Source organism: Variovorax sp. dw_954, assembly GCF_018449755.1.
Classification (GTDB): Bacteria; Pseudomonadota; Gammaproteobacteria; order Burkholderiales; family Burkholderiaceae_C; genus Variovorax.
In genome coordinates this window covers 137,321-163,572 of sequence record NZ_JAAVVD010000003.1, presented here as the reverse complement: position 1 = coordinate 163,572, position 26,252 = coordinate 137,321, and the positions used below count along the sequence as shown (strand labels likewise).

General features: G+C 66.4%; 22 protein-coding genes and 1 pseudogene. 10 read left to right on the top strand and 13 right to left on the bottom strand.

Annotated elements, in window-relative coordinates; genetic code table 11:
* The first annotated feature begins 79 nt into the window (after window positions 1-79).
* From HB681_RS06850 to HB681_RS06825, 6 genes are all read left to right on the top strand, one after another.
* A complete protein-coding gene (locus HB681_RS06850) occupies window positions 80-562 on the top strand; it encodes a MerR family transcriptional regulator (RefSeq protein ID WP_213954047.1) in 483 nt (160 codons plus the stop codon).
* The gene (locus HB681_RS06845; RefSeq protein WP_213954046.1) at window positions 559-2,088 is read left to right on the top strand and encodes an MFS transporter; all 1,530 of its coding nucleotides are present in this window, start codon (window positions 559-561) and stop codon (window positions 2,086-2,088) included. The genes HB681_RS06850 and HB681_RS06845 overlap by 4 nt, the downstream gene beginning before the upstream one ends.
* Window positions 2,089-2,281: 193 nt before the next feature.
* Window positions 2,282-2,599, top strand: a complete 318-nt coding sequence (locus HB681_RS06840; protein ID WP_213954045.1) for a hypothetical protein — start codon at window positions 2,282-2,284, stop codon at window positions 2,597-2,599.
* Complete coding sequence (locus tag HB681_RS06835; protein ID WP_213954044.1) at window positions 2,596-3,528, top strand: hypothetical protein; 933 nt, start codon at window positions 2,596-2,598, stop codon at window positions 3,526-3,528. Before HB681_RS06840 ends, HB681_RS06835 begins: the two co-directional genes overlap by 4 nt.
* 11 nt (window positions 3,529-3,539) lie before the next feature.
* Window positions 3,540-4,673 carry a peptidoglycan-binding protein gene (locus tag HB681_RS06830; protein ID WP_213954043.1) on the top strand — a complete coding sequence of 378 codons (1,134 nt, stop codon included), beginning with the start codon at window positions 3,540-3,542 and terminating at the stop codon, window positions 4,671-4,673.
* Window positions 4,674-4,864: 191 nt separating this feature from the next.
* A complete protein-coding gene (locus tag HB681_RS06825) occupies window positions 4,865-5,902 on the top strand; it encodes an alpha/beta fold hydrolase (protein ID WP_213954042.1) in 1,038 nt (345 codons plus the stop codon).
* Window positions 5,903-5,905: 3 nt separating this feature from the next.
* Here the strand turns inward: HB681_RS06825 and HB681_RS06820 are convergent, their stop codons facing one another.
* From HB681_RS06820 to HB681_RS06790, 7 genes and pseudogenes are all read right to left on the bottom strand, one after another.
* Window positions 5,906-7,543 (bottom strand): ABC transporter ATP-binding protein, encoded by a 1,638-nt coding sequence (locus HB681_RS06820; RefSeq protein ID WP_213954041.1) that lies wholly within the window; start codon window positions 7,541-7,543, stop codon window positions 5,906-5,908.
* Window positions 7,540-8,382, bottom strand: a complete 843-nt coding sequence (locus HB681_RS06815; RefSeq protein WP_213954040.1) for an ABC transporter permease — start codon at window positions 8,380-8,382, stop codon at window positions 7,540-7,542. The genes HB681_RS06820 and HB681_RS06815 overlap by 4 nt, the downstream gene beginning before the upstream one ends.
* Before the next feature lies 1 nt (window position 8,383).
* Window positions 8,384-9,354, bottom strand: a pseudogene (locus HB681_RS06810) (ABC transporter permease).
* Between the two features lie 40 nt (window positions 9,355-9,394).
* A complete protein-coding gene (locus tag HB681_RS06805) occupies window positions 9,395-10,963 on the bottom strand; it encodes an ABC transporter substrate-binding protein (RefSeq protein WP_213954039.1) in 1,569 nt (522 codons plus the stop codon).
* A gap of 57 nt (window positions 10,964-11,020) precedes the next feature.
* On the bottom strand, window positions 11,021-12,229 hold the full coding sequence (locus HB681_RS06800; RefSeq protein WP_213954038.1) for a M20 aminoacylase family protein: 1,209 nt from the start codon (window positions 12,227-12,229) through the stop codon (window positions 11,021-11,023).
* Between the two features lie 32 nt (window positions 12,230-12,261).
* Complete coding sequence (locus HB681_RS06795) at window positions 12,262-13,341, bottom strand: ornithine cyclodeaminase (RefSeq protein WP_213954037.1); 1,080 nt, start codon at window positions 13,339-13,341, stop codon at window positions 12,262-12,264.
* 42 nt (window positions 13,342-13,383) lie between these two features.
* On the bottom strand, window positions 13,384-14,415 hold the full coding sequence (locus tag HB681_RS06790; RefSeq protein ID WP_213954036.1) for a histone deacetylase family protein: 1,032 nt from the start codon (window positions 14,413-14,415) through the stop codon (window positions 13,384-13,386).
* A gap of 111 nt (window positions 14,416-14,526) precedes the next feature.
* Here HB681_RS06790 and HB681_RS06785 point away from each other — a divergent pair, with 111 nt between their 5' ends.
* Together HB681_RS06785 and HB681_RS06780 are read left to right on the top strand one after the other, a co-directional pair.
* A complete protein-coding gene (locus HB681_RS06785) occupies window positions 14,527-15,015 on the top strand; it encodes an Lrp/AsnC family transcriptional regulator (protein WP_213954035.1) in 489 nt (162 codons plus the stop codon).
* Window positions 15,016-15,114: 99 nt separating this feature from the next.
* Window positions 15,115-15,798, top strand: a complete 684-nt coding sequence (locus HB681_RS06780) for a DUF1294 domain-containing protein (RefSeq protein WP_213954034.1) — start codon at window positions 15,115-15,117, stop codon at window positions 15,796-15,798.
* A gap of 31 nt (window positions 15,799-15,829) precedes the next feature.
* Here the strand turns inward: HB681_RS06780 and HB681_RS06775 are convergent, their stop codons facing one another.
* The gene (locus HB681_RS06775; protein ID WP_213954033.1) at window positions 15,830-18,280 is read right to left on the bottom strand and encodes a YgiQ family radical SAM protein; all 2,451 of its coding nucleotides are present in this window, start codon (window positions 18,278-18,280) and stop codon (window positions 15,830-15,832) included.
* A gap of 166 nt (window positions 18,281-18,446) precedes the next feature.
* On the opposite strand from HB681_RS06775, the gene HB681_RS06770 reads away from it, so the two are divergent.
* Window positions 18,447-19,403, top strand: a complete 957-nt coding sequence (locus HB681_RS06770; RefSeq protein WP_213954032.1) for a helix-turn-helix domain-containing GNAT family N-acetyltransferase — start codon at window positions 18,447-18,449, stop codon at window positions 19,401-19,403.
* A 17-nt stretch (window positions 19,404-19,420) separates the two neighbouring features.
* Here HB681_RS06770 and HB681_RS06765 read toward each other — a convergent pair whose 3' ends face one another.
* The 5 genes from HB681_RS06765 to nirB form a co-directional block, all read right to left on the bottom strand.
* Window positions 19,421-19,912 carry a cupin domain-containing protein gene (locus tag HB681_RS06765; RefSeq protein WP_213954031.1) on the bottom strand — a complete coding sequence of 164 codons (492 nt, stop codon included), beginning with the start codon at window positions 19,910-19,912 and terminating at the stop codon, window positions 19,421-19,423.
* A 151-nt stretch (window positions 19,913-20,063) separates the two neighbouring features.
* Complete coding sequence (locus HB681_RS06760; RefSeq protein WP_213954030.1) at window positions 20,064-21,782, bottom strand: protein kinase; 1,719 nt, start codon at window positions 21,780-21,782, stop codon at window positions 20,064-20,066.
* 174 nt (window positions 21,783-21,956) lie between these two features.
* The gene (locus HB681_RS06755) at window positions 21,957-22,769 is read right to left on the bottom strand and encodes a formate/nitrite transporter family protein (protein WP_213954029.1); all 813 of its coding nucleotides are present in this window, start codon (window positions 22,767-22,769) and stop codon (window positions 21,957-21,959) included.
* Between the two features lie 40 nt (window positions 22,770-22,809).
* The gene (nirD, locus tag HB681_RS06750) at window positions 22,810-23,151 is read right to left on the bottom strand and encodes a nitrite reductase small subunit NirD (protein ID WP_213954028.1); all 342 of its coding nucleotides are present in this window, start codon (window positions 23,149-23,151) and stop codon (window positions 22,810-22,812) included.
* Window positions 23,152-23,170: 19 nt separating this feature from the next.
* Window positions 23,171-25,702, bottom strand: a complete 2,532-nt coding sequence (gene nirB / locus HB681_RS06745) for a nitrite reductase large subunit NirB (RefSeq protein ID WP_213954027.1) — start codon at window positions 25,700-25,702, stop codon at window positions 23,171-23,173.
* Here nirB and HB681_RS06740 point away from each other — a divergent pair.
* Complete coding sequence (locus HB681_RS06740) at window positions 25,701-26,147, top strand: hypothetical protein (protein WP_213954026.1); 447 nt, start codon at window positions 25,701-25,703, stop codon at window positions 26,145-26,147. The genes nirB and HB681_RS06740 overlap by 2 nt on opposite strands.
* The last annotated feature ends 105 nt before the right edge of the window (window positions 26,148-26,252 follow it).

Here is a 26,252-nt window from a genome sequence, read left to right as displayed (position 1 = left end):
CGGCGGGGCCGCCTCACCCAAACCTGTACGTTCACGTATATGTTGTGCTAGACTTGCTCCCGCCAGGAGCGAATCGGCCATGCCCATCAAGGAAGCAGCCCCACCCGTCACCGTCCGTGAAGCCGCAGCCCGGCTCGGCGTAACGCCGCGCACCCTCAAGTACTACGAGGAGCGCGGGATCGTCGTGCCCATGCGCAGCGAAGGCCGCTACCGCCTCTACGAAGCGGCCGACCTCGAGAAGCTCGCGCGCGCATTGCGCATGAAGTCGCTGGGCTTCTCGCTCACCGTCATCACCGCGATGCTCCAGCAGCCCGTGGACGAAGCGCCGGAAGGTGGCTCGTCGGCGCTGTCCGAGGCGTCGCTGCGCAAGCTGCACGACACGCTCGGCGAACAGATCGCCGCGCTCGATGCCCGCATGGCGCAGGTCCGCCGCGAACTCAAGGAAGCCTCCGCCTTGCACGCGCAACTCCAGCGCGACCAGCAGTACGTGGAGCGCCGCCTCGCAGGCGAGGCGCCGGCAGCCGCGCTGGCGCATCTCCGCCGCGGCGGGCCGGCGCGATGAAGCCGCAGCGCATCAGCGCCTCATCGGCGATGCCGTGGGCGATCGGCCTCGTGGTCGCGCTCGATTACTTCGACGCGGCGCTGTTCGCCTTCTTCGCGACCTACATTTCCGCGGGCGTCAACGCGTCGCCCGAGGAACTGGTCTGGGCCTCCAGCGCCTACGCCCTGTTCGCGGTGCTGGGCATCCTGCAGCAACATGCGTGGGTCGAACGCATCGGCTACCGCCGCTACCTGGCCATTTGCATGTTCATGTTCGCGCTCGGCGGCTTCGGCGCCGCGCTGTGCGACAACTCGGCGCAGCTCACGCTCGCGCGGTCGCTGCAGGGCTACTTCATCGGCCCGATGCTCGGCGCCTGCCGCATCCTGATCCAGAACAACCTACCCGCCTCCGGCCGACCCAAGGCCCTCAAGTCGCTGATGACGCTGGTCGTCTTCGGCGGGGGGCTCGCGCCGATCCTCGGCGCCTGGCTGGTGGCCGGCTTCGAATGGCGCTGGCTGTTCGTGTGCACCGCCATCCCGGCCGTGGGCGTGGGGCTGCTGGTGCTGTGGTCGGTGCCTGACGTGGGCGATGTGCCTTTCCAGCAGCGCACCGAGCCCCACCATGTGGCCTTCCTGGTGTTCGCACTGGCGCAGGCCGCGCTGCAAGTGGTGCTGACGCGCACGCACTTCGAGTTGTTCTCCGGCTCGCCGGCCATGGTCGGCATGGCCATCGCAGGGCTGGCCGGGCTCGGCTGGTTCGCGGTCCGGCAGTGGAAGCATCCCGCGCCGATCATTCGCATGCGCACGCTGCAGAACAAGACCTTCCAGGTGGGCCTGGCGCTGTACGTCGTCTATTACTACCTCTCGACGGCCTTCAGTTACCTGCTGCCGCGCCTGATGGAAGGCGGCTACGGCTACACGGTGAGCGAAGCGGGCTACCTCACAGGCACGATCGCGCTGGTGACCGGCTTGCCGCTGTTCGTCTACCTGCGCTACGCCTCGCGGCTCACGCGCAAGAAGTGGCTGATCGTGGCCGGCTTCGGCGTCGCGGCCATCGCGGGCTTCTGGATGGCGCACCTCTCGCCCGAGGCCAGCGAGGTCGCGCTGGTCGGGCCGCTGGTGCTGCGCGGCCTCTTGATGCTGTTCATCGTGCTGCCCGTGGCCAACCTCACCTTTCGGCAGTTCGCGGGCGAGGAGTTCGCGCACGGCTACCGGCTGAAGAACCTGATGCGGCAGCTTGCCATGTCATTCGCCACATCGAGCGTGATCGCGTTGCAGCAGCATCGGCTGGCGGTGCACGAAGTGCGGCTGAGCGAGACGACGACGCCTGCGAACGCGAATTTCATGCAGGCCGTCGATGCGCTCACGCGAGGCTTCGAGGCCTCGGGACATGCTGTGTCGCAGGCGCATGCGATGGCGCTTGGCACCTTGCAGCGCATGCTGGAGCAACAGGCGACATTCATGGCCTCGATGGACGGCTTCACCGCGATCGCGGCGATCGCGCTGGCGGCAGGGCTGTTCGCGGCGTGGCAGCGGCGCATCGACTGACGACTTCGCAATCAAACGCATAACTGCGTTGGATCGCCTTGCCGTGCTACAGCACTGTCTGCGGCGCTCCGCCTTGTTCTGCGCTTGATTGCAAAGTCGTATGAACTCCTGAGCTTTCGGCAGGTGTCGGTCCCGGCCGAATCTCACCTCTTGTGAGGATGGCACCGCAACCCGCCATGGATGTAATGGCCGCATGGAGCCTGATTCCAGCAAGACCCTGCGTCGACTGGCAACTGTTGCCGGCCTGGCCTTGCTGGCTGGCTGCGCGCACGTGTGGGTCGACAGCGAAGGAAACCGGCACATCGTGGGTGCGATGGTCCTGACGCTCCCGCCGATGAATCCGCAGGCTGCGGCAGAGACCCTGAACGTGCGCACGGTCGGGCTGACGTGGACCGAGGCAGAGGCCGGCAACGCCCTCGTCCTGGGATACGGCGACACCACGCTCGGCTTCCTGCGCAACGACGTGTGCGTTGCACCGGTACGGGCGGCTCACCTGGAGACATCGCGATGAAATGCCTGCATGCCCTTCCCGGCCTCCTGGTCTCGCTGTTGCTGGCAGCCTGCGCCACCGGACCCGACACGGTGGTCTTCGTGACCAAGTCCTCGCTCGCCATCGATGTCGAGCAGACGCCCCCCACCGCCAGCATCGCCTACGACCGCGTCGAGGGCTACTTCGGCCCCCGCTACGACACCAGCGCCGTGCCGCCCGTGCTGGCAACCTTCACCACGAACGGCAAGCTCCTGGACCGGCAGGTGAAGCAGGTCTACGCGACCGGCGACGCCGCCCGGGTGTTGGCCAACCCGAACGTGAAAACTTCGCCGGACCCGGCGCTGACAGGCAACTTCAAGCCGATGTTCTTCGGCACCTCGACCACCCTCGGGCTGAAACTCGGCTTCGAAGCCAGCGGCAGCACGTCGACCTTCACCTTGGGCTACAAGCGCAAGGAACTCTCGGTCATTCCGGTGACCGACGGCGCCTTCCCATCGGTCCTGGCGACACTGCAGTCCGATGTGGACGGCACGTCGGCACAGGCCACGCAGTTCGGCGCGGGCCAGTTGTTCGCCACCGGCAGCGTCGCCACCGATCTCGCGCGACAGCCTGAAGTGCGCAGGGTGTTCATGTCCAAGGCCAATTCCGCACTGGATGCCTATCGGCTGGAAGAGCGCACGCAGAGCCGGGCTGCGCTGGTCACCTTGAGTTGCCTGGCCAGCCTGAGCGACGCGCAATTGCCCAAGGTATGGAACAACGCGGACGCCCTCGGCGTGCTGGACAAGGAAGCAAAGGTCGGCGACTTCGCCACCATGACCCCGGCCGCAGCCCGTAACAGGTACACGATGTTCCTCGTGGAAATCAACGCCGATTCGCCAGACACCACCCTGCGCATGAACCTGCACCGTCAATACGTCTGCGGGCTCGCCGGTCGTCCATCCCCTGCGTAGAAGGAGCTCCCATGAACCGCAACATCCCCTGCGAAGACTGCGCCGCAAGAACGCAGGACACCGAGCAGATCGGCTTTCACGTCACCGGCTGCGCCCCGGACCCCGCGCGCCCGGGCCGCTGCATCCTGACATTCGAAGAAGTCGCCGCATCGGCTGCGGCTGCGACCGCCCCGGCCCGCGCACAGGCTGCCCCGGCGGCCGGCGTGACAGCCGCCATCACTCCCACGCAGGTGGCCGCGGGCAAGGCCATCGTCAACATCTTCGAGACGGGCGAAGTGCTCGGCGACTACGGCAACGTGACGCTGATTGCCGGCGACACGGGCCACCTCACCTTCGGTCGCTCGCAGACCACGCTGGGCTCGGGAAACCTGGCGCTGCTGCTGCAGAAATACTGTGCGAACCTGGGCGCCCGGTTCGGCGCGCGACTCAAGCCGTCGCTGCCGCGCTTCGTGGCCATCGACCATTCCCTGGACAACGACCTCAAGTTGCAGAACGTGCTGCGTGCCACCGCCGACGATCCGGTCATGCGCGAGACGCAGGACATCTTCTTCGACCAGACCTACTGGCAGCCCGCGTTGCGCGCGGCCGGCAAGCTGGGACTGAACAGCCCGCTGGCGACCACCGTGGTCTATGACGGCTTCGTTCAAGGCGCGTGGGCTGCCATGCGCGACCGCACCACGCAGTCTGCCGGCGCACCGGACGCCATCGGAGAACGCGCCTGGATCACCGCGTACGTCGCCACCCGGCGAGACTGGCTCGAGAACAACGTACGCGCGGACTTGCGCCCCACGGTCTACCGCATGGACGCCTTCAAGCGCCTGATCGACCAGGGCTTCTGGGCGCTCGGGCTGCCGCTGCTGGTGCGCAGCCAGGAAATCTCGGCGGCGACCCTGGCCGCGATGCCACCGGGCTGCTACGACGGTCCGCACCCGGGATCGCGGCCGATCGCGCTGCAGGCGCCGTTGGCGCGCGGGCTGGACGTGCGCCTGGTGCAACTCGGGCTCTCCGATCGCGGTGTCGATATCCACGCCGACGGTGTCTTCGGCCAGACCTCTGCCAACCTGGTCAAGACCTGGCAAGCGCAGAACGGACATCCGGCCAATAGCGTGCTCGACGCGGCCATGATTGGCGAACTCACTACCTGAGCGCGCGAATTTCCCATCACCCTGAAGAAGAAGGAAGGATTGCGCCCGTCGACAGCGCGGGCGCCATCGCGAACGCGGCGCCAGCGAAGCGCGCCGGCGCCCGGCTGCCCCCGGAGAAGGTCCTGATTCCTTCCCACGTCGAGCAGCGCGAAGGCACTTGAACGATGATGGCTCCCTCGACCGGAGTCACCATGAAGAAAAGAGCCTTCCAATTCGCCGCGGCTTGCGTGGCGCTTGCTGCCTTGCTCGGTTGCGCCGCGCCTGCGTTGCAGGTCACCGAGGTCGGCAGCTTCCATGTCGGCGGCCGCGCGGTCACGCTCTCGGGCCTGCCGGAGAAGGAACTGACCTTCACGCCCGGCGCACCGCCGCTCAAGCTCAATCCGAATGGCGACTTCGAGGTCGAGGCCCTCTATGCGCGGTACACGCGGCTGGCCAACCCGAAGGCAAGGTACCCGTTGCTGCTGTGGCACGGCGGCGGCCTAGCCGGCACCACCTTCGAGACCAAGCCCGACGGCAAGCCCGGCTGGGAGAGCTACTTCCTGCGCGCCGGCTACGACGTCTACATCAGCGACGCGGTCGAACGCGGCCGCGCATCGTGGGCGCGCTACCCGGAGATCTTCAAGAGCGAGCCCTTCTTCCGTCCGAAGAAGGAAGCCTGGGAACTGTTCCGCATCGGCGACACCGATTCCTACAACACCGACCCGGCACAGCGCACGGCCTTGCCGGGCACGCAGTTCCCGATTGCCGCCTTCGACCAGTTCACCAAGCAGTCGATCCCGCGCTGGGGCACCAACGATGCGGCCACGCAGGCCGCCTACGACGCCTACGTCGACAAGGTCTGCCCGTGCGTGATCGTGGTGCACAGCCAGGGCGGCAACTTCGCGTTCAACTCGGCGTTGAAGTACCCGGACAAGGTCAAGGCGCTGGTGGCGGTGGAGACATCGGGCTCGTCCAACCCGGACACCTTCGACTTCGCGCGCGTCAAGGGCGTGCCGATGCTCTGGGTGTGGGGCGACAACCTCGGCAAGTTCCCCTTCTGGGGACGCATCGCGGCCCAGCAGGAGAAGTTCCGCGGCAACCTGATCGCGGCCGGCGGCATCGGCGACCGTATCGTGCTGCCCGACCTGGGCATCAAGGGCAACACGCACATGCTGATGATGGACCGCAACTCCGACCAGATCGCCGGCCTGATCGACCAATGGCTCGTCAAGCAGGGCGTCAAGCCCTGAATATCACGCCGGCGCGACCGCCGCCAGCCGCGGCACCGCCTCGATCAGCTTCTGCGTGTAGGCATGCTGCGGATCGCCCAGCACGCGGTGCGTCTCGCCGTACTCCACCACCTCGCCGCGCTGCATCACCGCGATGTGGTCGCACATCTGCCCGGCCACCCGAAGGTCATGCGTGATGAACACCATCGCCAAGTGAAACTGCTCGCGCACCTGCGCAAACAACTCCAGCACCTGGGCCTGCACCGACACATCGAGCGCTGACACCGGCTCGTCGGCCACCAGCAGTTCGGGCCGCATTGCCAGGGCGCGGGCAATGCCGATGCGTTGCCGCTGTCCGCCGGAGAACTCGTGCGGGTAGCGTTCCGCCGCATCGGCGCGCAGGCCGACGAGCGCCAGCAGCTCCGCCGTGCGCTTCATGGCTTCCGCCTTGTCCACGCCCTGCGCGATCGGCCCGCCCGCAATCGCCGCGCCGATCCGATGGCGCGGGTTGAGCGAGGCATACGGGTCCTGGAACACCATCTGGATCTTGCCGCCCGCTTCGCGCCGGAAAGCCGGCCCTCGCGGCAGCGGCCTGCCGTTGAACAGGATCTGCCCGCTGTCGTACGGCGCCAGCCCGACGAGGCAGCGGCCCACGCTCGACTTGCCGGAGCCGGATTCGCCCACGATCCCCAGCGTCTCGCCGCGTCGCAGGTTGAAGCTGATGTTGCGCGCCGCCTGGACCGAGCGCCCCTTCCTGAACAGGCCGTTGCCGGACCGGTAGGTCTTGCACAGGTCCACCACCTTCAGCACGTCGGCCACATCGCCGCCGGGCGTGGCGCGCTCGGCCAAGCCCGTGGGAATCGCCGCGATCAGCTTGCGTGTGTAGTGGTGTGCCGGCGCGTCGAGGACCTGCCGCGCCGGACCCGATTCGACCACCTGCCCGGTCTGCATGACCACCACCTGGTCCGCGATTTCCGACACCACGCCGAAGTCGTGCGTGATGAACAGGATGGCCGTGCCGCGCCGTTGCTGCAGTTCGCGCATCAGCTTCAGGATCTGCGCCTGCGTGGTCACGTCGAGCGCGGTGGTGGGCTCGTCGCAGATCAGCAGCAAAGGCTCCAGCACCAGCGCGCAGGCGATCATCACGCGCTGCCGCTGGCCACCGGAGAGACGGAACGGGTAGGCGTCGATGATCAGTTCCGGCTCGGGCAGCCCCACGTCGGCCAGCGCCGCCAGGATGCGGCGCCGCTTCTCCTGCGCCGGCACGTGGCCGTGCGCATCGAAGACTTCGCCGATCTGGTCGCCGATGCGCATGACCGGGTTCAGGGCCGTCATGGGCTCCTGGAACATCATGCCGATGCGCCGCCCGCGCAGTTCGCGCATCTGCTCCTCGGTCAGCTTCAACAGGTCCACGCCTTCGAACAGCACCTGGCCGGCCACCGGCTGCACGTGCGGCCTGGGCAGCAGCCCCATGACCGAGTTGGCGATCATCGACTTGCCCGACCCCGACTCGCCGACCACGCACAAGGTCTGCCCGGGCATCACCGACAGGCTTGCCTCCGTCACGGCCAACGCGCGGTCGGCGCCCCTGGGCAGCGAGATGCTCAGCCCGATGACTTCGAGCACCGGTTGCAGGACCGGGTTGGCTGGTTTGCCGCTCATTTGCTCCTCCCGTCCAGGCGCGAGTTGAGGCCATCGTTGAGTCCCTCGCCCACCAGGTTCAGCGCCAGCACCGTCAGCACGATCGCCGCCCCCGGAAACACCGCCATCCACCAGGCCTGGCGCAGGACCGTGCGCGCCGCACCCACCATATAGCCCCAGCTCATCTGGTTGGGGTCGCCCAGGCCGAGGAAGCTCAGGCTGGACTCCAGCAGGATCGCCGTCGCCACCATCAGCGAGGCCATCACGATGATCGGCGACATGGCGTTGGGCAGGATCTGCGTCAGCATGATGCGCGGCGTCGACTCGCCGGCCAGCATGGCGGCCTGCACGAAGTCGCGTTGCCGCAGCGTCAGGAACTCCCCGCGCACCAGCCGCGCCACGGGCGGCCAGGAGACGATGGCGATCGCGGTGACGATCGAATACGCCGAGGGCTGGAAGATCGCGACCAGCACGATGGCCAGCGCAAAGCTGGGCACCGACTGGAACAGTTCGGTGAAGCGCATCAGCCCCACGTCGACCCAGCCGCCGAAATAGCCCGCCAGCGCACCCACCGTCACGCCGATGAGCAGCGCGACCACGGTGGAGACCAGGCCGATCAGCAAGGAGATGCGCGCCCCGTAGACCACGCCCGCCAGCACGTCGCGCCCCAGCGCATCGGTGCCCAGAGCCAGGCCGGGCTCGCTCCACGGGTGCAGGAACGGCTGCTCGACCATGGCCCACGGGTCGTTCGTCGCAAGCGATGGTCCGACCAGCGCGACCACAGCCACCAGCGCCAGCACGGCCACCCCGATCACCGCGCCCTTGTTGCGGCGAAAGCGCCGCCAGAATGCACTGTTCATTTCAGATCTCGATGCGTGGATCGACCAGCGTGTAGACGAGGTCGGTGATGAGGTTGAACAGCACGGCCATCGCGGCCGTGACCAGGAACACGCCCAGCAGCAGGCTGTAGTCGCGCTGCAGCAGCGCATCGAACATCAGCCGGCCGATGCCCGGCCAGGCGAACACCGTCTCGGCCAGCACCGCCCCGCCGATGAGCCCGCCGGCCTGGATGCCCGCCAGCGTGACGACCGGCAGCAAGGCATGCGCAGCACGTGCGCGCGCAGGATGCGGTTGGGCCGCACGCCCTTGGCGCGCGCGGTCTTCACGAAGTCCATCTGCGCCACTTCGAGCGTCGAGGCGCGCGTCATGCGCGCATACACCGCCATGTAGAACAGGGCCAGGGTGAGCGAGGGCAGTACCAGGTGCTTGCCGATGTCGAGGGCCAGTGCCAGGCCGCTCAAGCCCGCGCCGACGGTGCTGAAGCCGAAGCCCGGCAGCCAGCCGAACTGCACCGAGAACACCAGCACCGCCATCAACGCCAGCCAGTAGGGTGGCATCGCGTAGAAGACCAGCGCGACCACGGTGATGGCGCTGTCCACCCACGTGCCGACCTTCCGGGCAGACAGCGCGCCGAGCGTCACGCCGAACAGCAGCGACAACACGAAGGCGCTGCCGGTCAGCAGCAGCGTTGCGGGCAACCGGTCCAGGATCAGGTCCAGCACCGGCTGTTGCTGCCGATAGGAGAAGCCCAGGTCCAGATGCAGCACCTTGCCGACATAGGTGGCCAATTGCGTGGTCATCGGCTGGTCGAGCCCGAACTGCTCGCGCAACTGCGCCACGAACTGCGGGTCGGTGGCACCGGCCTCGCCCGCCAGCACCGAGGCCGGGTCGCCAGGCGCCGCGCGCACCAGCATGAAGTTGACGATGGCGATCAGCAGCAGCGCCACCATCCCCTGCAGCACGCGCGTGAGCAGGAACTGCACGCGCTTCATCTGCGGCCTCCATCAGGCCGCCGGTGCGACTGCTGCGTCATCACGAGACGGACGCGCCGCCCAGGCTGTCGTTGAGGCCCACGCCGGAGCTGATGAAGTCCTTGACCTTGGTGCGGTAGAGCGTCGGAAAGTTGATCTCGTAGAGCCAGGCCACGGGAACGTCTTCCAGCAGGATCTTCTGCACCTCGTGGTAGATGGCCTTGCGCTTCTCCGGGTCGACCTCCTTCGCGCCGCTGTCGAACAGCGCATCGACCTTCGGGTTTTCGTAGCCCTCGACATTGTTGAAGGGCGAGCCCTTGGCAATGTTGCCGGAGGTGTAGTTGCGCGCCACGCCCAGCGCCGGGTCCCCGTACTGGTAGAGGAAGGTGAAGGCCAGGTCGTAGTCCCAGTCGTTGAGCTTCTGGTTCCAGCCGGCCACGTCGGTCGCCGACATCTCGATCTTGAGGCCGGCCTGCAACAGGTTCTGCCGCACGATCTCGGCGGAGCGGTTCCAGGTCTCGCCATAGGGAATGGGCAGCAGGCGGATCGTCTCGCCCTTGTAGCCGGCCTCGGTCAGCAGCTTCTTGGCGGTGTCGATGCTGCGCGGGTACTTCGGAACGTCGGCGCTGTAGAACTTGACGCTGCTGTTGAACGGGCCGGTCGCGGGCTTGGCGAAACCCTGCCACGCCACCTTGCACAGCGCCTCGCGATCGATGGCGTGCATCAGTGCCTGGCGGAACTTGACGTTGTTCATTGGCGCCTTGCGGTTGTTCACCCAGATCCACGACTGCGGCGCGAAGAACTCCCAGCCCTTGGTGGTGACGGCGCAGCCCGGCAGCTTGGCCAGTCGCTGCACATCGAAGTACTCGACCGCCCCGCCCGGCACCAGGTCGATCTTGCCGGACTCGAAGGCCGCCGCGCGCGCGCCCGCATCCGGGATCACGTGGAAGTACACGCTCTCGACCATCGGCTGGTCCTTTACGTGGTACTTGTCGTTTGCCACCAGGTGGATGTACGAGCCCTTGACCCACTCCTTGAACTGGAAGGGGCCGGTGCCGATCGGCTTGGCGTTGGCAGGGTTGGTGAGGAAGTCCGTGCCGTCGTAGATGTGCTTGGGCACCATCGGCATGCCGGCGGCATCGAAGATGTAGAGGAAGGGCGCGAACGGATACTTGAGCTTGAACTCCACCGTGAGCGGATCGATCGCCTTGATGCTTTCGACAGCCGCGAGGTTGTTGCGAAGGCGTGCATGCGTCTTGCGCAGGAACACGTCCGCGGAGAACACCACGTCGGCCGAGGTGAAGGGCTTGCCGTCATGCCAGGTGACGCCGGGCTTGAGCTTGAAGGTGAAGACCGTGCCTTCCTTGTTCACCGTCCAAGACGTTGCCAGCGCGGGCATCGGGTTGATCTTGTCGTCGTAGCGCAGCAGGCCTTCGTAGATGTTGCTGGCGACCAGCGCGGCGGGCCCGTTCTGCGTGATGCCCAGCATCAGGCCGGGCGGCTCGGGCTGCACCACCGCATTGATCACGCCACCGCGCTTGCCGGCGGCCAGCAGGTGCAATGGAACGCCGGCGAGCGTGATGCCGGTCGCCGCGGCGGCGCCGAGTTTGATGAGATTGCGTCGTTGCATGGGGATGTCCTCCTTGGGGCTCTGGGTGGTTTGTCTCTGGTTTTAGAAATGAAGCGTCTAGGCGCTCTTGCGCTTTGCACGCTCGCCGAATGACCGGGCGAGCCGCACAAAATATCGCACGCCGACCGGGATGAGTTCGTCGTTGAACTCATAGCTGGCGTTGTGGAGTTCGCAGGGCCCTGCCGCCCTGCCGTCGATGCTCTGGTCTGCCGCGCCATTGCCGATGAAGGCATAGCAGCCCGGCCTGGCCTGCAGCATGAAGGAGAAGTCCTCCGAGGCCATGGTCGGCTCGCAGTTGACGATGACGTTGTCTGCGCCGACGACCTGGGTGGCGACCTGCGCGGCGTAGTCCGCTTCGAAGGCGTCGTTGACGGTCGGCGGGTAGCTGCGGAAGAAGCTGCTTTGCGCAGTGCAGCCGAAGGTGGCAGCCGCGGTGCGTGCGACCTCGTCGATGCGCTTCTCGATGGCGTCCGTGACTGCGCTGTCAAACGTGCGCACCGCGCCGCTGAGCCATGCCGAGCCGGGCACGATGCCATCGGCGTTGCCCGAATGGATCTGCGTCACCGACAGCACCGCGCTGTCGATGGGCCGCAAACGCCGCGAGACGATGGTCTGCAGCGACAACGCGATCTGCGAGGCTGCGAGCAGGGCATCGGCGCCGTTGTGCGGCATGGCCGCGTGGCACTCGGTTCCCTGCACCTGGACCTTGAACAGGTTGCTCGACGCCATCAGCCCACCCGGGCGGAGCGCAATGCTGCCTTGGGGCAGGCCGGGCCAGTTGTGCACGCCGAACACCGCATCCACCGGGAAGCGCTCGAACAGCCCATCCTCGATCATGGCCCTGGCGCCCGCGCCGCCCTCTTCCGCCGGCTGGAAGATGAAGTGCACCGTGCCGCTGAATTCATCGCGATGCGCGGCGAGGTAGCGCGCGGCCCCGAGCAGCATCGCCATGTGGCCGTCATGCCCGCACGCGTGCATGACGCCGTCGTTGCGCGAGCGGTGCGCGAAGGTGTTGGCCTCGTGGATCGGCAGCGCGTCCATGTCGGCGCGGAGGCCTATGGCCGTCGTGCCCGGGCGGCCGGCGAGCGTGCCGACGAGGCCGGTCTTGCCGATGCCGCGCGTGACTTCGACGCCCCAGGATTCGAGCGCTTCGCAAACGACTTGTGCTGTCTGGTGGACCTCATAGCCGAGTTCGGCGCAGGCATGAAGCCGGCGTCTCAGTTCGCGCACCGGCGCGACATCGATGACTTCGTGGACATGGCGCATGGGGCGAGCTTTCCTTCGAAGCGGTGGGCGAATCAGGCCATCGCCGCAGGGGCCGTGGCGCCGGACAGCCTGTCCGTCGCCCTGGCAGTCGATGGCTCCTGGCGCACCAGGGCAAAGAGGTCCTTGGGGTCGACCAGCGAAGGGATGAGGTTCAACTCGCGCCCCACGCCATGGCGCTGCCCGAGGTCGCGCAGGTACCGCAGCGCGGAGAAGTCTTCGAGCGCAAAGCCGACCGAATCGAACACCGTGACCTGCTGCTCACTGTCCCTGCCCGGCTGCGCCCCCGAGAGGATCTGGTGGAACTCGGTCACCGGGAAGTCCGCCGGCATCTGCTGGATGTCGCCTTCGATCCTTGTCTGCGGTTCGTATTCGACGACCACGCGCGCGTCCCGCAACACGTCGGGATGCAGTTCGGTCTTGCCAGGGCAGTCGCCGCCCACCGCGTTGATGTGCATGCCGGGCTCCAGCATCTCGGGCCGCAGGATGGTGGCATTGGTCTTGTCCGCGGTGACCGTCGTCACGATGTCGGCGCCCCGCACGGCCTGCTCGGCGGTCAGTGCAATCGTCACCTCGAGCTCCGGGAACGCCGCAAGGTTTCGCTTCAGCTTCTGCGAGGCCTCGAGGTCGGTGTCGTACAGGCGAACCTGCCGGATGCCGAGCATCGAATGAAACGCGATCGCCTGGAACTCGCTCTGCGAACCGTTGCCGATGATGGCCATGACGCGCGAGGACTTGCGCGCCAGGCGGCTGGCCGCCAGCGCGGACATGGCGGCGGTGCGGATCGCGGTGAGCAGCGTCATCTCGCTGAGCAGCAACGGAAAGCCGGTGCCGACGTCGGCGAGCACGCCGAAGGCCATCACCGTCGGCAGCGCGCTGAAGGTGTTTTGCGGATGGCCGTTGACGTACTTGAACGCATACAGCGCCTCGTTGGCGGTCGGCATGAGTTCGATGACGCCCACCGTCGAGTGGCTTGCGACACGCGCGGACTTGTCGAAGTTCTCCCAGTCGCGGTAGTCCGATTCGATGTAGCCGGCCATGGCGCCGATCACGCTGGGAAGGCCTTCGCGCTTGACGAGTTCCGCGACATCCTGGACGTCGATGTATTGAGTCATATCTGGTCAGTCTTGGTTGGGTTCAAAAAGGGTTGGAAGCGCTCAGCCGCGCGCCTCGAAGCCCTGCAGGACGTTGACGGCGTTGATGCCGATTTCATCCACCATGTAGCCGCCCTCCATCACGAAGAGCGTGGGGCACTGGATGGCGGCGATCTGCTCGCCCAGCCTGGAGAAGTCATCGGACTTCAGCAGGAAGTGGCTGATGGGGTCGTTCTCAAACGTGTCGACGCCCAGCGAGACGATCAGCAGTTCCGGCGCATGCGCGGCGACCGCCTGGCACGCGGCCTTCAATGCCACGGTGTAGGCAGCCCAATCCGTGCCCTTGGCCAGCGGCAGGTTGACGTTGAAGCCCAGGCCGGCATTGCAGCCGCGCTCGTCGGCGTGTCCGCTGAAGTACGGGTACGACACCGACGGGTCGCCGTGAATGGAAACGGTGAGCACGTCCGGCCGCTCATAGAAGATGTCCTGCGTGCCGTTGCCATGATGAAAATCGACATCGAGGATGGCGACGCGCTTGACGCCCCTGGCAATGGCGTGGGATGCCGCGATGCCGGCGTTGTTCAGGTAGCAGTAGCCGCCCATGTACTCGCGGCCCGCATGGTGTCCCGGCGGCCGGCACAGGGCGAAGGCGCTGCGCGCGCCTTCGAGCACGAGCTCGGCGCCGGTGAGCGCCAGGTTGGCGCTTTCCGCGACCGCATTCCAGGTGTGGGCCGTGATGGGTGCGCCGGCGTCCATGGAGAAGTAGCCGAGCTTGCCCTCGATGACCGAAGGCTCGATGTCGTCGCGCATGTTGCGCACCGGCCAGACCAGCGGCAATGCGTCGGAGCTTCGCCCGCCCGCGCTCCATTTCTGCCAGGCCGTGGACAGGAACTGCACATAGCGCTCGCTGTGCGCGCCGACGTAGCGCTCGGCGCCAAACGGACGGCACCCGATGACATCGCCCAGGCCCACCGACCGCACGCGGCGAAGGATCGTATCGGCCCGACCCGGCTCTTCGAACGAAGGGGTCAGCGCGCCGTCCTTGAGTTCCTTGCCGTGGTGCAGGTGATGTGAAGAACTGAAAACCGTAAGCATCTTTGCCCTCTGTTGAAGACAAAAATCTTAGCTCTCCAGGCGCGGAAAAACATTGCTATCGCGACAGCAAAGGCTATGCTTTCCGAACATTTCGACTATAAAAGTCAACCCATGAGCAAAAATCGCCCTTCACCACCTTTGGATGACATTGACGTTGCCATGCTCGAATTGCTGCAGGCCGACGGCGCCATTTCGAATGCGGCACTCGGTGACAAGCTCTCCCTGAGCGTCACGCCATGCTGGCGCCGTCGCAAGCGACTGCAGGACGACGGTGTGATCAAGGACTACCAGGCCAACCTCGATCGGCGCATGCTCGGGCTCAATGTGCTGGCCTTCGTCCAGATCCAGTTCGGCATGCACGGGGACGACGCGCCGGACAAGTTCGAAAACGCCATGAAGCTGCAACCCGAGGTGCTGTCATGCCACAAGATCACGGGTGACGCCGACTACCTGCTGCAGGTCCTCGCCACCGACCTCGACGCATACAGCGACTTCGTGGAGCAGGTGTTCCGCAAGCAGCAAGGCGTGACGTCCATCAAGTCGAGCTTGGCGCTGCGAGAGGTGAAGTCGTCTGCGCGGATTCCGGTGCCGAGGCGTTGAGGCAATCCACCGAGCCCCTGGACTGACGGACTGACGCGGGAGCGGGACCGGCTCCCGGCAACGATGGATGCGGTGCGCACAGCGGCGAGAATCCCGGCGATGAAACGCCAAGGCACGCTCGTACGCTGGGTCAAGGACCGGGGCTTCAGCTTCATCCACTGTCCCGACATCTCAGCCGATGTGTTCGTGCATCTGCGCGACTTCACCGACAAGGGCATCACGCCGCAGGTCGGCATGATGCTGCGCTTCGAGGAGATTCACATGGGCGGCAAGGGTCCGCGCGCGGTCGCGGTGCAGGCGGCCGGTGCGGCGCGGCAGCCGCAAGGTCGGAGCGCTTCCGAACCGTCCCGCCGGCCATCCGACCGTCCGAACGGCCGATCGCGCGACGTTGCGCCGTCGACTTCTTCGTTGCCCATGGCCCTGCTGATCGCAATCTATGTTGCGTTACTTGGCTATGGCGTCTGGATCGCGCGCATCTCGCCGATCACACTCGCCGTGTTGCTGGTGATCAGCTTGTCGACCTTCTTCATCTATGGCCTCGACAAGAGCGCCGCCGAGGCAGGCCGCTGGCGCACGTCGGAGACCACGTTGCACATGCTGTCACTGCTTGGCGGCTGGCCGGGCGCCTGGTGCGCCCAGCGCCTGTTTCGCCACAAGGTTCGCAAGCCGGACTTCATGGCGGTCTACTGGACGATGGCGGCGGGGCCATGTCGCCATCGTGGGCGCATGGGTCGGCAAGCTGTTGCCAGCAGGCCTGTCGGGGTCCTGAGTCTCCAGGCCTGAGTCTCGTCGGATTGCCTGTCCGTCAAGCGACTCAGCGTGCCTTGCGAATCGGCGGTCGCGCGCTGCCCGGCTTCTTGCCGACCGCCGGCCGGCCCGATCCGTTGTCCCGCGGCGGCAGGCCCGTGTGCTGCGTGAGCAGGCGGCCCTTGGTCACGGGCGATGACTTCACCGTCTCGGCCGACGCGCTGGAGTTGCTGCGCCGCGCGCTGGTGTAGCTGCCATCGGTGAGCGGCTGCCAGGTCGGGATCAGGTGGTGCTTGCCGTTGCCGATCAGGTCGGAGCGGCCCATGCTCTTGAGCGCCTCGCGCAGCAGCGGCCAGTTGTTGGCATCGTGGTAGCGCAGGAAGGCCTTGTGCAGGCGGCGGCGCTTGTCGCCACGCACGATGTCCACCGTCTCGCTCTCGCGCGTGATCTTGCGCAGCGGGTTCTTGTTGGTGTGGTACATCGCCGTGGCCGTGGCCATCGGGCTCGGGTAGAAGGTCTGCACCTGGTCGGCGCGGAAGCCGTTCTTCTTCAGCCACAGCGCGAGGTTCATCATGTCCTCGTCGCTGGTGCCCGGATGCGCGGCGATGAAGTACGGAATGAGGTACTGCTTCTTGCCGGCCTCGGCGCTGAACTTCTCGAACAGCTGCTTGAACTTGTCGTAGCTGCCGATGCCCGGCTTCATCATCTTGGTGAGCGGGCCCTGCTCGGTGTGCTCGGGCGCGATCTTCAGGTAGCCGCCGACGTGATGCTGCACCAGTTCCTTGACGTACTCCGGTGACTGCACGGCCAGGTCGTAACGCAGGCCGGAGCCGATCAGGATCTTCTTGATGCCCTTCAGCGCACGCGCGCGGCGGTAGATCTTGATGAGCGGATCGTGGTTGGTGCCGAGGTTCGAGCAGATGCCCGGGTAGACGCAACTCGGCTTGCGGCAGGCGGCCTCGATCTCGGGCGACTTGCAGCCGAGGCGGTACATGTTGGCGGTGGGGCCGCCGAGGTCGGAGATGGTGCCGGTGAAGCCCTTCACCGAATCGCGAATGGCCTCGACCTCCTTGATGATCGACTCTTCCGAGCGGCTCTGGATGATGCGGCCCTCGTGCTCGGTGATCGAGCAGAAGGTGCAGCCGCCGAAGCAGCCGCGCATGATGTTCACGCTGAAGCGGATCATTTCCCACGCGGGGATCTTGGTCGCGCCGTCGTGGCTGCCGGCCTCGTCGGCATAGCGCGGATGCGGGCTGCGGGCGTACGGCAGGTCGAACACGTAGTCCATCTCGGCCGTGGTCAGCGGGATGGGTGGCGGGTTGATCCAGACATCGCGCGCGGTCGTGCCTTCGCCGTGGGCCTGCACCAGCGCGCGGGCGTTGCCGGGGTTGGTTTCGAGGTGCAGCACGCGGTTGGCATGGGCATACAGGATCGGGTCGCTGCGCACCTGCTCGTACGACGGCAGCCGGATCACCGACCGATCCCGTGGCGGCACCTTGATTCGCTCCCTGGCTGTTGTCCCCTCTCCCGCTGGCGGGAGAGGGTTAGGGTGAGGGCTCTTCGTCTTCAGATTCGGGTTGGGCACGAACACCAGCGGCTGCGCCGCGCCCTCACCGCTGCCCTCTCCCGCTCGCGGGAGAGGGAGTGAACCCCGGGACTCTGCCGCCTTGGCGACCGCCTCAGCCTCGTCTTCACGCGCGCAGCTCGCGCCATTCGCCTTGGCCTGCTCCGACACCATCAGGTACGGATTGACATGCGCCTCGACGCGGCCGGGTTCATCCACGCTGGTCGAGTCGATCTCGAACCATCCCTCCGGCGTGTCGCGCCGCACGAACGCGGTCCCGCGCACATCGGTGATCTGCTGGATCGGCTCCTTCGCGGCAAGCCGATGCGCCACCTCCACGATCGCCCGCTCCGCATTGCCGTACAGCAGCAGGTCGCACTTGCTGTCCACCACGATCGAGCGGCGCACCTTGTCCGACCAGTAGTCGTAGTGCGCGATGCGGCGCAGCGAGCCTTCGATGCCGCCGAGCACGATCGGTACGTCGTTCCAGGCTTCCTTGCAGCGCTGCGAGTAGACGATGGCCGCGCGGTCGGGCCGCTTGCCGCCGACGTCGCCGGGCGTGTAGGCGTCGTCGCTGCGAATCTTGCGGTCCGCCGTGTAGCGGTTGATCATCGAATCCATGTTGCCCGACGTCACGCCGAAGAACAGGTTCGGCTTGCCGAGCGCCTTGAAGGGCTCGGCGCTCTGCCAGTCGGGCTGGGCAATGATGCCGACGCGAAAGCCCTGCCCTTCGAGCATGCGGCCGATCACCGACATTCCGAAGCTCGGGTGGTCGACATAGGCGTCGCCGGTGACCACGATGATGTCGCAGCTGTCCCAGCCGAGAGCGTCCATCTCCTTGCGCGACGTGGGCAGGAATTTCGCGGTGCCGAAGCGGGCCGCCCAGTACTTGCGGTAGCTGGTCAGCGGCTTGGCGGCGCGATGAAAGAAGGAGACGTCGACAGGGGCGTTCATTGAAATTGCGGCTTGCGAGGGGCTGGCGCAATGCAACGCCATATGGGCCCGATATGGGCAACCCTCGATTTTAGGGTTTTTCCTTAGCTTTGTCGCCCCAAAGGCCATCCGTCGAACCGGTCGACCATTCGGAAATCGTTGCTTTTGTCAATTAATATCCATGACAATGGCAAGCATGAATGTTCCCGGCACCCGCCCCGTAGACGCCGCCGCCGTGAAGGCGGTCCGCCAATTCAACCGCTTCTACACCGCCCGCATCGGCGCACTCGACGGCTACCTTGGCAGCGATCTCTCGCTGACCGACGTGCGCGTGCTCTATGAACTGGCGCATCGCGAAACGCCCATCGCCAGCGAGATCGGCAAGTCGCTGGGCCTGGACGCCGGCTACCTCAGCCGCATCCTGCGCCGCTTCGATGCGGCCGGCTGGCTGACGCGCAAACCACACCCCGGCGATGGGCGCCACCAGTTGCTGGCGCTGACCGAGGCTGGCCATGCCGCCTTCGCGCCGCTGCAACAGAAGTCGCGCGACGAAGCAGGCGCCCTGCTCGCCCCACTCTCCGCGGCGCAACGCGAGCAGATGCTGGACGCGATGAGCACGGTACAGGCCTTGCTCGAACCCGCCAGGTCTGCTGCGACCCGGCCCACCACAGCGATCCTGCGCGACCCTGTGCCCGGTGATATCGGCTGGGTGGTGCAGCAGCACGGCGAGATCTATGCCCGCGAATACGGCTGGAACAGTGAATTCGAAGCGTTGGTCGCCGAGATCGCGGCCCAGTTCCTCCGCAAGTTCCAACCCGACAGTGAGCGCTGCTGGATCGCGGAACTCAACGGCGAACGCGTCGGCGCGGTGTTCGTCGTCCGCAAGTCGGCCACGACGGCGCAGTTGCGCATACTGATCCTTGCGCCCCAGGCGCGCGGCCTGGGCCTGGGCGCCCGACTCACCGATGAATGCATTGGCTTCGCACGCCGCAAGGGGTACAAGAAGATGGTGCTCTGGACCAACAGTTGCCTGGCGGCGGCACGCGGCATCTACGCGGCGCGCGGGTTCAAGCTCACCAAGTCGGAGCCCTATGAGGGATTCGGGCAGCAGCTCGTCGGGGAAACCTGGGAATTGAAACTGTAGCGACGACGAGGGCCTCTCTAGGGCAATGCCACCCCGGCTGCCGCAGCCGCCGCACGAACCTGTGCCGGCCAGTTGATGTTCCCCGGGTCCTGGCCGCTGGCCATGCCCATGAGGTACGCGGGCTCCGCCGCGATGTTCCTGAAGCCGCGCGAGACGCCCGGCGGAATTGCCACCGTGTCCCACGGTTCAAGCACCACGCTGCGCTCGCCAGTCGGGCCCCAGAAGATCTCCCATCGCCCGGAGAGCGCGACGAACACTTCCTGCGTCAGGTGGTTGTGCAGCGGCGCCGACTTGCCGGGCTCGCAGCAGACGATGTTGAGGTGGAAGCCTTCCGCCGCGAGCGGCGCGGCGGGCGGCGTGCCGAGCACGCGATAAGTCGTCCGCTCGCATCCCGGGATGGATGCATCGACGTAGTCCGTCGTCGGCTGAAGCGAACGAAATCTTGCGACGCGCGCCTGCATTTCTTCGACGGTGGGGTTGGCGTCCGTGATCGGGGCGGTGGGCGGCATGAGGAGCTCCGCGTGCGTGGTGTGGTCGCGCGAGTCTTTCATTCTTCCGCCGCGAAATCCAGGGGCCTCGAACGATGCCGCCACACTCACTCGATCCTGATGTCCCGCTCCTTCACCAGCTTCGACCACTTCACGCTACCCTGCGGGCGCATCAACCTCCGACGACGCGCATCCCGATCAGCACGATCACCGCCGCGCCCAGCATCACCGTCGTGGCCTGCCAGAAGCGCACCGGGTTCCGCTCGATCAACGGCGGTGGCCTTGCACGCATGAACTCCGGCCCCGGCGCGCGCAGGTCATGCGCCAGTTCGCTCACCGCTTGCTGCCGCTTCGCAGCATCCGGATGCAGCGCCTTCTGCAACACCGCATCGAGCCATGCCGGCAACTCGGGCCGGAAGTGGCGGACCGGCACATAGCGCAGCTTCTTCACGTCCGTCGGCGTCCGGATGCGCGAGGCGTCCAGTCCGTAGGGCAGTTGGCCGGTGAGCATGCGGTACGTGATCACGGCCAGCGAGAACAGCTCGGAGCGCACGTCGCCGCCGCACCCGAGGAAGTATTCGGGCGCCGTGTATTGCAAGGTGCCGGCGATGGCGAGTGCGCGGCGCTCGCCGGAGCTTTCAGCGAGGCCCGCGACATGCGTGGACGCCAGGTCGATGATCCTGACAGTGCCGGCGCGATCGATCATCACGTTCTCTGGCCGGATGTCCTGGTGCAGCATCTCGCGCCGATGCAGGGCCTGCAGGCCTTGTGCCAACTGCTCGATGATGCCGCGCACGGTGTCCAGGCTGGGGCGCGGATGGTCGACCATCCATTGCGCGAGCGTCTGGCCGTCGACGTATTCCATCGCGACATACAGGTGACTGCGCGGCCGGTCGATGGCGCTGGCCTTGAGCACATGCGGACTGTCGACGCGACGCGCCACCCACTCCTCGAGCACGAAGCGGTCGAGGTAATCGGCGTCATCGCGCAGGTCGACGGAGGGCAGCTTCAGCACGACCTGCTGCCCGGTGGCGTCGTCCACGGCCAGGTGCACGTGGCTGCGCGCACTCACCTGCAGCTCGCGCACGAGCGTGAAGCCCTCGAAGCTTGCGCGCGAGGCCAGCGGTGGCGAGATCGCCAAGTGGTCGCGCTGCATCGGCAGTCGTGCCGCATTGGCCGCCGGCAGTTCGTCGATGCGAAGCAGTTGCACGGTCGCATCGTCTCGGGAGCCCCGCGCCCTGGCCTCGGTCGCAAGCAGCCGCGCCGCTTCATCGAAGTCGCCATCGCAATGCGCGAGCGCATCGTGTACCGCTTGCGCGTCGAGGTGCGTGTAGGCGCCGTCGGTGGCCAGCAGGTAGACCTCGCCGGCTTCGGCTTCCCAATGGGCGTAGTCGATCTCCACGCGCGAGTCCGCGCCCAATGCGCGACCGAGATAGGACTCCACCGATGACAGATGCACGCGGTGATCGTCCGTGAGCTGTTCGAGCGCATGGGCATGCACCCGGTAGATGCGCGCATCACCGACGTGCAGCATGTGCACGTCCCGGCCCTTGAGGATCAGCGCACTGAAGGTGCAGACGTAGCCGCTGTCCTTGTCGAAGCGTGCATCGCTGCGCATCGTCTGCGCATGCAGCCAGGAGTTGGTGGCGCTCAGCACGCGCTGGCCCGCGCGCCGCACCGACCACGCCTCGGACGTGGCGTAGTAGTCGTCCAGGAAGCCGCGCACCGCGGCGGCACTGGCCACCTGGCTCACGCGGCTGGAGCCGATGCCATCGGCAATCGCCACGACGATGCCCTTTGAGATGCGCGCGAAACCCCGAGGCAGCACCGCGCCGTGGAAGTCCTGGTTGACGCCCTCCGCGCCGGCCAGCGAGTGCTGCCCCAGCGTCACGCGAAGCTCCTTCCGTTGCCGCCCTTCTGCCTGATCCTCGGCGCCGCGAAGGCGTGAAGATTTCGCAGCGAGGGCGCCTGCCGGAAGGCCGGGTCGCGGAGCGGAACCGCACTCTCGTGCGCTGAGCACCGCAGACCCGAGATCGGTGGCCGCAGTAGAAATACTCACGCCTTCTCAGGTCAGGGCGCGCTTGGGGGCGGTCTTGTAGTGCGTCGCGTACAGCGTCAAGCCCACGAAGCTCAGGCCGCCGACGAGGTTGCCCAGCACCGTCGGGATCTCGTTCCAGATGAGGTAGTCCATCAGCGTGAAGTTGCCGCCGAGCATCAGGCCGGTGGGGAACAGGAACATGTTGACGATCGAGTGTTCGAAGCCCATGTAGAAGAAGATCATCACGGGCATCCACATGCCGATCGCCTTGCCCGAAACGGTGGTGGACATCAACGCGGCGACCACGCCCGTCGACACCATCCAGTTGCACATCACGCCGCGGATGAACAGCGTCAGCATGCCTGCCGCGCCGTGCGACGAATAGCCCACCGTACGTCCTTCGCCGATGTGGCCCAGCTTCTGGCCGATGGCATTGGGCGCCTCGCTGAAGCCGAAGGTGAAGATGATGGCCATGAACACCGCCACGGTCAGCGCGCCGGCGAAGTTGCCGCAGAACACCAGGCTCCAGTTGCGCATCACGCCCTTCCAGGTGGCGCCGGGGCGCTTGTCCAGCACGGCCAGCGGCGCCAGCGTGAACACGCCGGTCAGCAGGTCGAAGCCCATGAGGTACAGCATGATGAAGCCGACCGGGAAGAGCATCGCGCCCACCAGCGCATTGCCGGTGTTGACGGTGATGGTCACGGCAAAGGCCGCCGCCAGCGCGAGGATGGCGCCGGCCATGTAGGAGCGGATCAGCGTGTCGCGGGTGGACATCAGGAGCTTGGATTCGCCGGCGTCGACCATCTTGGTGACGAATTCGGCAGGTGCGAGGTAGGCCATAGGGTTCCTTGGGGATCTTGATGAAAAACGAAATGGGGGCTCAGGACAGCGCGACGTGCACGCGGCCTTCGTGGACGCGCACCGCGTGGGCGCGCACCGAGTGCTCCGGCGCTTCGAGGCATTCGCCGCTGCGCAGGTCGAAGTGGTTCTTGTAGAGCGGCGAGGCGACGACGATGCGTTCGCCCAGGCTGCCGACCAGGCCGCGCGACAGCACGCTCGCCCTGGACTTCGGATCGACGTTGTCGATGGCGAAGAACTGCTGCGCGCCGGCAACGTTGAAGATCGCGACATGCACGCCGTCGACGAGAGCGCAGACGCCGGTGTCGGGCAGGATGTCGCTCGCGGCGCACACGGCGGTCCAGTGGAGGGTTTCAGCGGTCATGGGGATGTCCTCGCGTGCATCAGGCGGTTTCAAGATCGGTCGCTGCTTCATCGCGCTGCGCGCCGCGCGCCGGCCGGATCTGGCCGCGCTCTTCCACGAACACGATGTGCTCGTCCGGCTTCTCGCTGTTGACGAAGGAGCGGAAGCGCTGGCGCGTGGCCGGGTCGTTCACCGCGGTCTTCCACTCGCATTGGTAGGTGCTGACGACGTGCTGCATCTGCGCTTCGAGTTCAGCGCCGAGGCCCAGCGTGTCCTGGATCAGCACGCCCTTCAGGTAGTCGAGGCCGCCCTCCAGGCTCTCGCGCCAGGTGCTCGTGCGTTGCAGGCGATCCGCGGTGCGCACGTAGAACATCAGGAAGCGATCGACCAGCTTGATCAGCTCGGCCTTCGAAAGATCGGAAGCGATGAGTTCGGCATGCCGCGGCTTCATGCCGCCGTTGCCGCACACGTATAGGTTCCAGCCCTTCTCGGTGGCGATGACGCCCACGTCCTTGCTCTGCGCCTCGGCGCACTCACGCGTGCAACCCGAGACGCCGAACTTGATCTTGTGCGGCGTGCGCAAACCCTTGTAGCGGTTCTCGAGTTCGATCGCCATGCCCATGCTGTCATCGACACCGTAGCGGCACCAGGTCGAGCCGACGCAGCTCTTGACCGTACGCAGCGACTTGCCATACGCATGGCCCGACTCGAAGCCAGCGGCGATCAGCTCTTCCCAGATCGAGGGCAGCTGTTCAACGCGCGCGCCGAACAGGTCCACGCGCTGGCCGCCGGTGATCTTGGTGTACAGCCCGTACTTCTTCGCGACCTGCCCCACCGCGATCAGGCCATCGGCCGATACCTCGCCGCCCGGCATGCGCGGCACCACCGAGTACGAGCCGTCCTTCTGGATGTTGCCCAGGAAGTAGTCGTTGCTGTCCTGCAGGCTGGCGAGGTCCTTCTTGAGCACGAAATCGTTCCAGCACGAGGCGAAGATGCTGGCTGCCGTCGGCTTGCAGACGTCGCAGCCCAGCCCCTTGCCGTGCTTGTGCAGCAGGTCGCCGAAGGTCTTGATCTCGCCCACGCGGACCAGGTGGAACAGCTCCTGGCGCGAGTACGGGAAGTGCTCGCACAGGTGGTTGTTGACCGCCATGCCGCGCTTGCTCATTTCCATCTTCATCACCTGCGTGACCAGCGGCACGCAGCCGCCGCAGGAGGCGCCGGCCTTGGTGCAGGCCTTCAGATCGGCGACCGTGCAGGCGCCTTCGCCAACGGCCGCGCAGAGCTGGCCCTTGCTCACGTTGTTGCACGAGCAGATCTGCGCCGTGTCGGGCAGCGCTTCCACGCCGATGCCGGGACGCGCCTTGCCATCGCTCGATGGCAGGATCAGGAACTCCGGCTCTTCCGGCAGCGCGATGCCGTTGAGCGCCAGTTGCAGCAGGTTGCCGTACTCGGCGGCGTCGCCGACCAGCACGGCACCCAATAGTTGCTTGCCGTCCTCGCTGACGACGATCTTCTTGTAGATCTGCTTGTGCTCGTTGACGTACTGATAAGAGCACGACTTCGGCGTCCTGCCGTGCGCGTCGCCGATGCTGGCGACGTCCACGCCCATCAGCTTGAGCTTGGTGCTCATGTCGGCACCGGTGAAGGCGGCCTCGTCCTGTCCCGCGATGTGCTTGGCGGCGACGCGGGCCATGTCGTAGCCGGGCGCGACAAGGCCGAAGGTCTGGTCGTTCCATGCAGCGCATTCGCCGATGGCGTACACGTTGCGGTCGCTGGTGCGGCAGTGCGAATCCACCGCGATGCCGCCGCGCGCACCCAGCGCCAGCAGGCTCTGGCGGGCCAGTTCGTCGCGCGGTCGGATGCCGGCGGAGAACACGATCATGTCGGTCTCCAGGTGCGTGCCGTCGGCGAACACCATGCGGTGCCGCGCGCTCGCGCCATCGACGATCTCGACCGTGTTGCGGCCGGTGTGCACATGCAGGCCGAGCGCCTCGATGCTGTTGCGCAGCGCGCGGCCGCCGCCCTCGTCGACCTGCACGGCCATGAGGCGCGGCGCGAACTCGACCACGTGCGTTTCCAGGCCCATGTCGCGCAGGGCCTTCGCGCACTCCAGGCCGAGCAGTCCGCCGCCGACGACCACGCCGGTCTTCGAGCGCGCGCCGCAGGCCTTCATGGCTTCGAGGTCTTCGATGGTGCGGTAGACGAAGCAATTGGGCCGGTCGCGGCCCGGCACCGGCGGCACGAAGGGCGAGGAGCCCGTGGCCAGCACCAGCTTGTCGTAGTGCACGACTTCGCCATCGGCGGTGGTGATGGTGTTGTTGCGGCGCTCGATGGCCACGGCCTTCGCCGCCAGGCGCAGCGTGAAGCCGCTGCGCTCGAAGAAGCCGGGCTCGACCAGCGAGAGGTCTTCCGCCGTCTTGCCTGCGAAGAATTCGGAGAGGTGGACCCGGTCGTAGGCCGGGCGAGGCTCCTCGCACAGCACCGTGACCTCTGCCTGCGCGACGTCGAGCTCGTGGAGTTGCTCGAGGAACTTGTGGCCCACCATGCCGTGGCCAATCACTGCGATTTTCATGTCGGATCCTGCACACACAGCCGATGCCGTGAGGGTGCAGACCACCGGCCATGCTGTCTGGAACGACAGCGGCAGTGGGCCCCCGCATGGAACGGATGCGAATCGGGTTGGAACAGACGAACCGCCAGCTGCATCGCTGTCGATTCGCTCGGATCCCGCCTTCATTAGCGGAGGCACTGATACCTGCGGCAACGGTGCCGAGCAGGTCAGTGATGATGGTGAGCAATATGCGTGCCGGCGGTTGGAGCCCGAAATGCACGTTGAATCGCCGTTCATGTTTACGGCGCGCGCCCATCTGGTGCAACGGCGCTGCCACCGCACCGAACTGGGCAGCGAATGCGCCGCCGCATTGGTCGTGACCTACCGGGACACCGGCTACATCTCGCCGGCCGCGCAAAGGCTGATCGACCTGTTGGCGAAATACGCCGACGGACCACCGCTCTGACAGTCGGTCTGGCAGCCTCCAGAGCCGCCGGAATACCAAAGCATCACATCGACCGCGAATAGCTATGCGCAAGTCGCCATTTGGCGCTCGATGCAACGCCGCGAG

What these genes read in the sequence shown, in the direction of transcription:
- HB681_RS06795 (WP_213954037.1), bottom strand. Translation starts at nt 13,341, where the DNA reads ATGACTCAATACATCGACGTCCAGGATGTCGCGGAACTCGTCAAGCGC.
- HB681_RS06835 (WP_213954044.1), top strand. Translation starts at nt 2,596, where the DNA reads ATGAAATGCCTGCATGCCCTTCCCGGCCTCCTGGTCTCGCTGTTGCTG.
- HB681_RS06815 (WP_213954040.1), bottom strand. Translation starts at nt 8,382, where the DNA reads ATGAACAGTGCATTCTGGCGGCGCTTTCGCCGCAACAAGGGCGCGGTG.
- HB681_RS06785 (WP_213954035.1), top strand. Translation starts at nt 14,527, where the DNA reads ATGAGCAAAAATCGCCCTTCACCACCTTTGGATGACATTGACGTTGCC.
- HB681_RS06800 (WP_213954038.1), bottom strand. Translation starts at nt 12,229, where the DNA reads ATGCGCCATGTCCACGAAGTCATCGATGTCGCGCCGGTGCGCGAACTG.
- HB681_RS06825 (WP_213954042.1), top strand. Translation starts at nt 4,865, where the DNA reads ATGAAGAAAAGAGCCTTCCAATTCGCCGCGGCTTGCGTGGCGCTTGCT.
- HB681_RS06805 (WP_213954039.1), bottom strand. Translation starts at nt 10,963, where the DNA reads ATGCAACGACGCAATCTCATCAAACTCGGCGCCGCCGCGGCGACCGGC.
- HB681_RS06765 (WP_213954031.1), bottom strand. Translation starts at nt 19,912, where the DNA reads ATGCCGCCCACCGCCCCGATCACGGACGCCAACCCCACCGTCGAAGAA.
- HB681_RS06770 (WP_213954032.1), top strand. Translation starts at nt 18,447, where the DNA reads ATGGCAAGCATGAATGTTCCCGGCACCCGCCCCGTAGACGCCGCCGCC.
- HB681_RS06780 (WP_213954034.1), top strand. Translation starts at nt 15,115, where the DNA reads ATGAAACGCCAAGGCACGCTCGTACGCTGGGTCAAGGACCGGGGCTTC.
- HB681_RS06830 (WP_213954043.1), top strand. Translation starts at nt 3,540, where the DNA reads ATGAACCGCAACATCCCCTGCGAAGACTGCGCCGCAAGAACGCAGGAC.
- nirB (WP_213954027.1), bottom strand. Translation starts at nt 25,702, where the DNA reads ATGAAAATCGCAGTGATTGGCCACGGCATGGTGGGCCACAAGTTCCTC.
- HB681_RS06845 (WP_213954046.1), top strand. Translation starts at nt 559, where the DNA reads ATGAAGCCGCAGCGCATCAGCGCCTCATCGGCGATGCCGTGGGCGATC.
- HB681_RS06775 (WP_213954033.1), bottom strand. Translation starts at nt 18,280, where the DNA reads ATGAACGCCCCTGTCGACGTCTCCTTCTTTCATCGCGCCGCCAAGCCG.
- nirD (WP_213954028.1), bottom strand. Translation starts at nt 23,151, where the DNA reads ATGACCGCTGAAACCCTCCACTGGACCGCCGTGTGCGCCGCGAGCGAC.
- HB681_RS06740 (WP_213954026.1), top strand. Translation starts at nt 25,701, where the DNA reads ATGTCGGATCCTGCACACACAGCCGATGCCGTGAGGGTGCAGACCACC.
- HB681_RS06820 (WP_213954041.1), bottom strand. Translation starts at nt 7,543, where the DNA reads ATGAGCGGCAAACCAGCCAACCCGGTCCTGCAACCGGTGCTCGAAGTC.
- HB681_RS06840 (WP_213954045.1), top strand. Translation starts at nt 2,282, where the DNA reads ATGGAGCCTGATTCCAGCAAGACCCTGCGTCGACTGGCAACTGTTGCC.
- HB681_RS06755 (WP_213954029.1), bottom strand. Translation starts at nt 22,769, where the DNA reads ATGGCCTACCTCGCACCTGCCGAATTCGTCACCAAGATGGTCGACGCC.
- HB681_RS06790 (WP_213954036.1), bottom strand. Translation starts at nt 14,415, where the DNA reads ATGCTTACGGTTTTCAGTTCTTCACATCACCTGCACCACGGCAAGGAA.
- HB681_RS06850 (WP_213954047.1), top strand. Translation starts at nt 80, where the DNA reads ATGCCCATCAAGGAAGCAGCCCCACCCGTCACCGTCCGTGAAGCCGCA.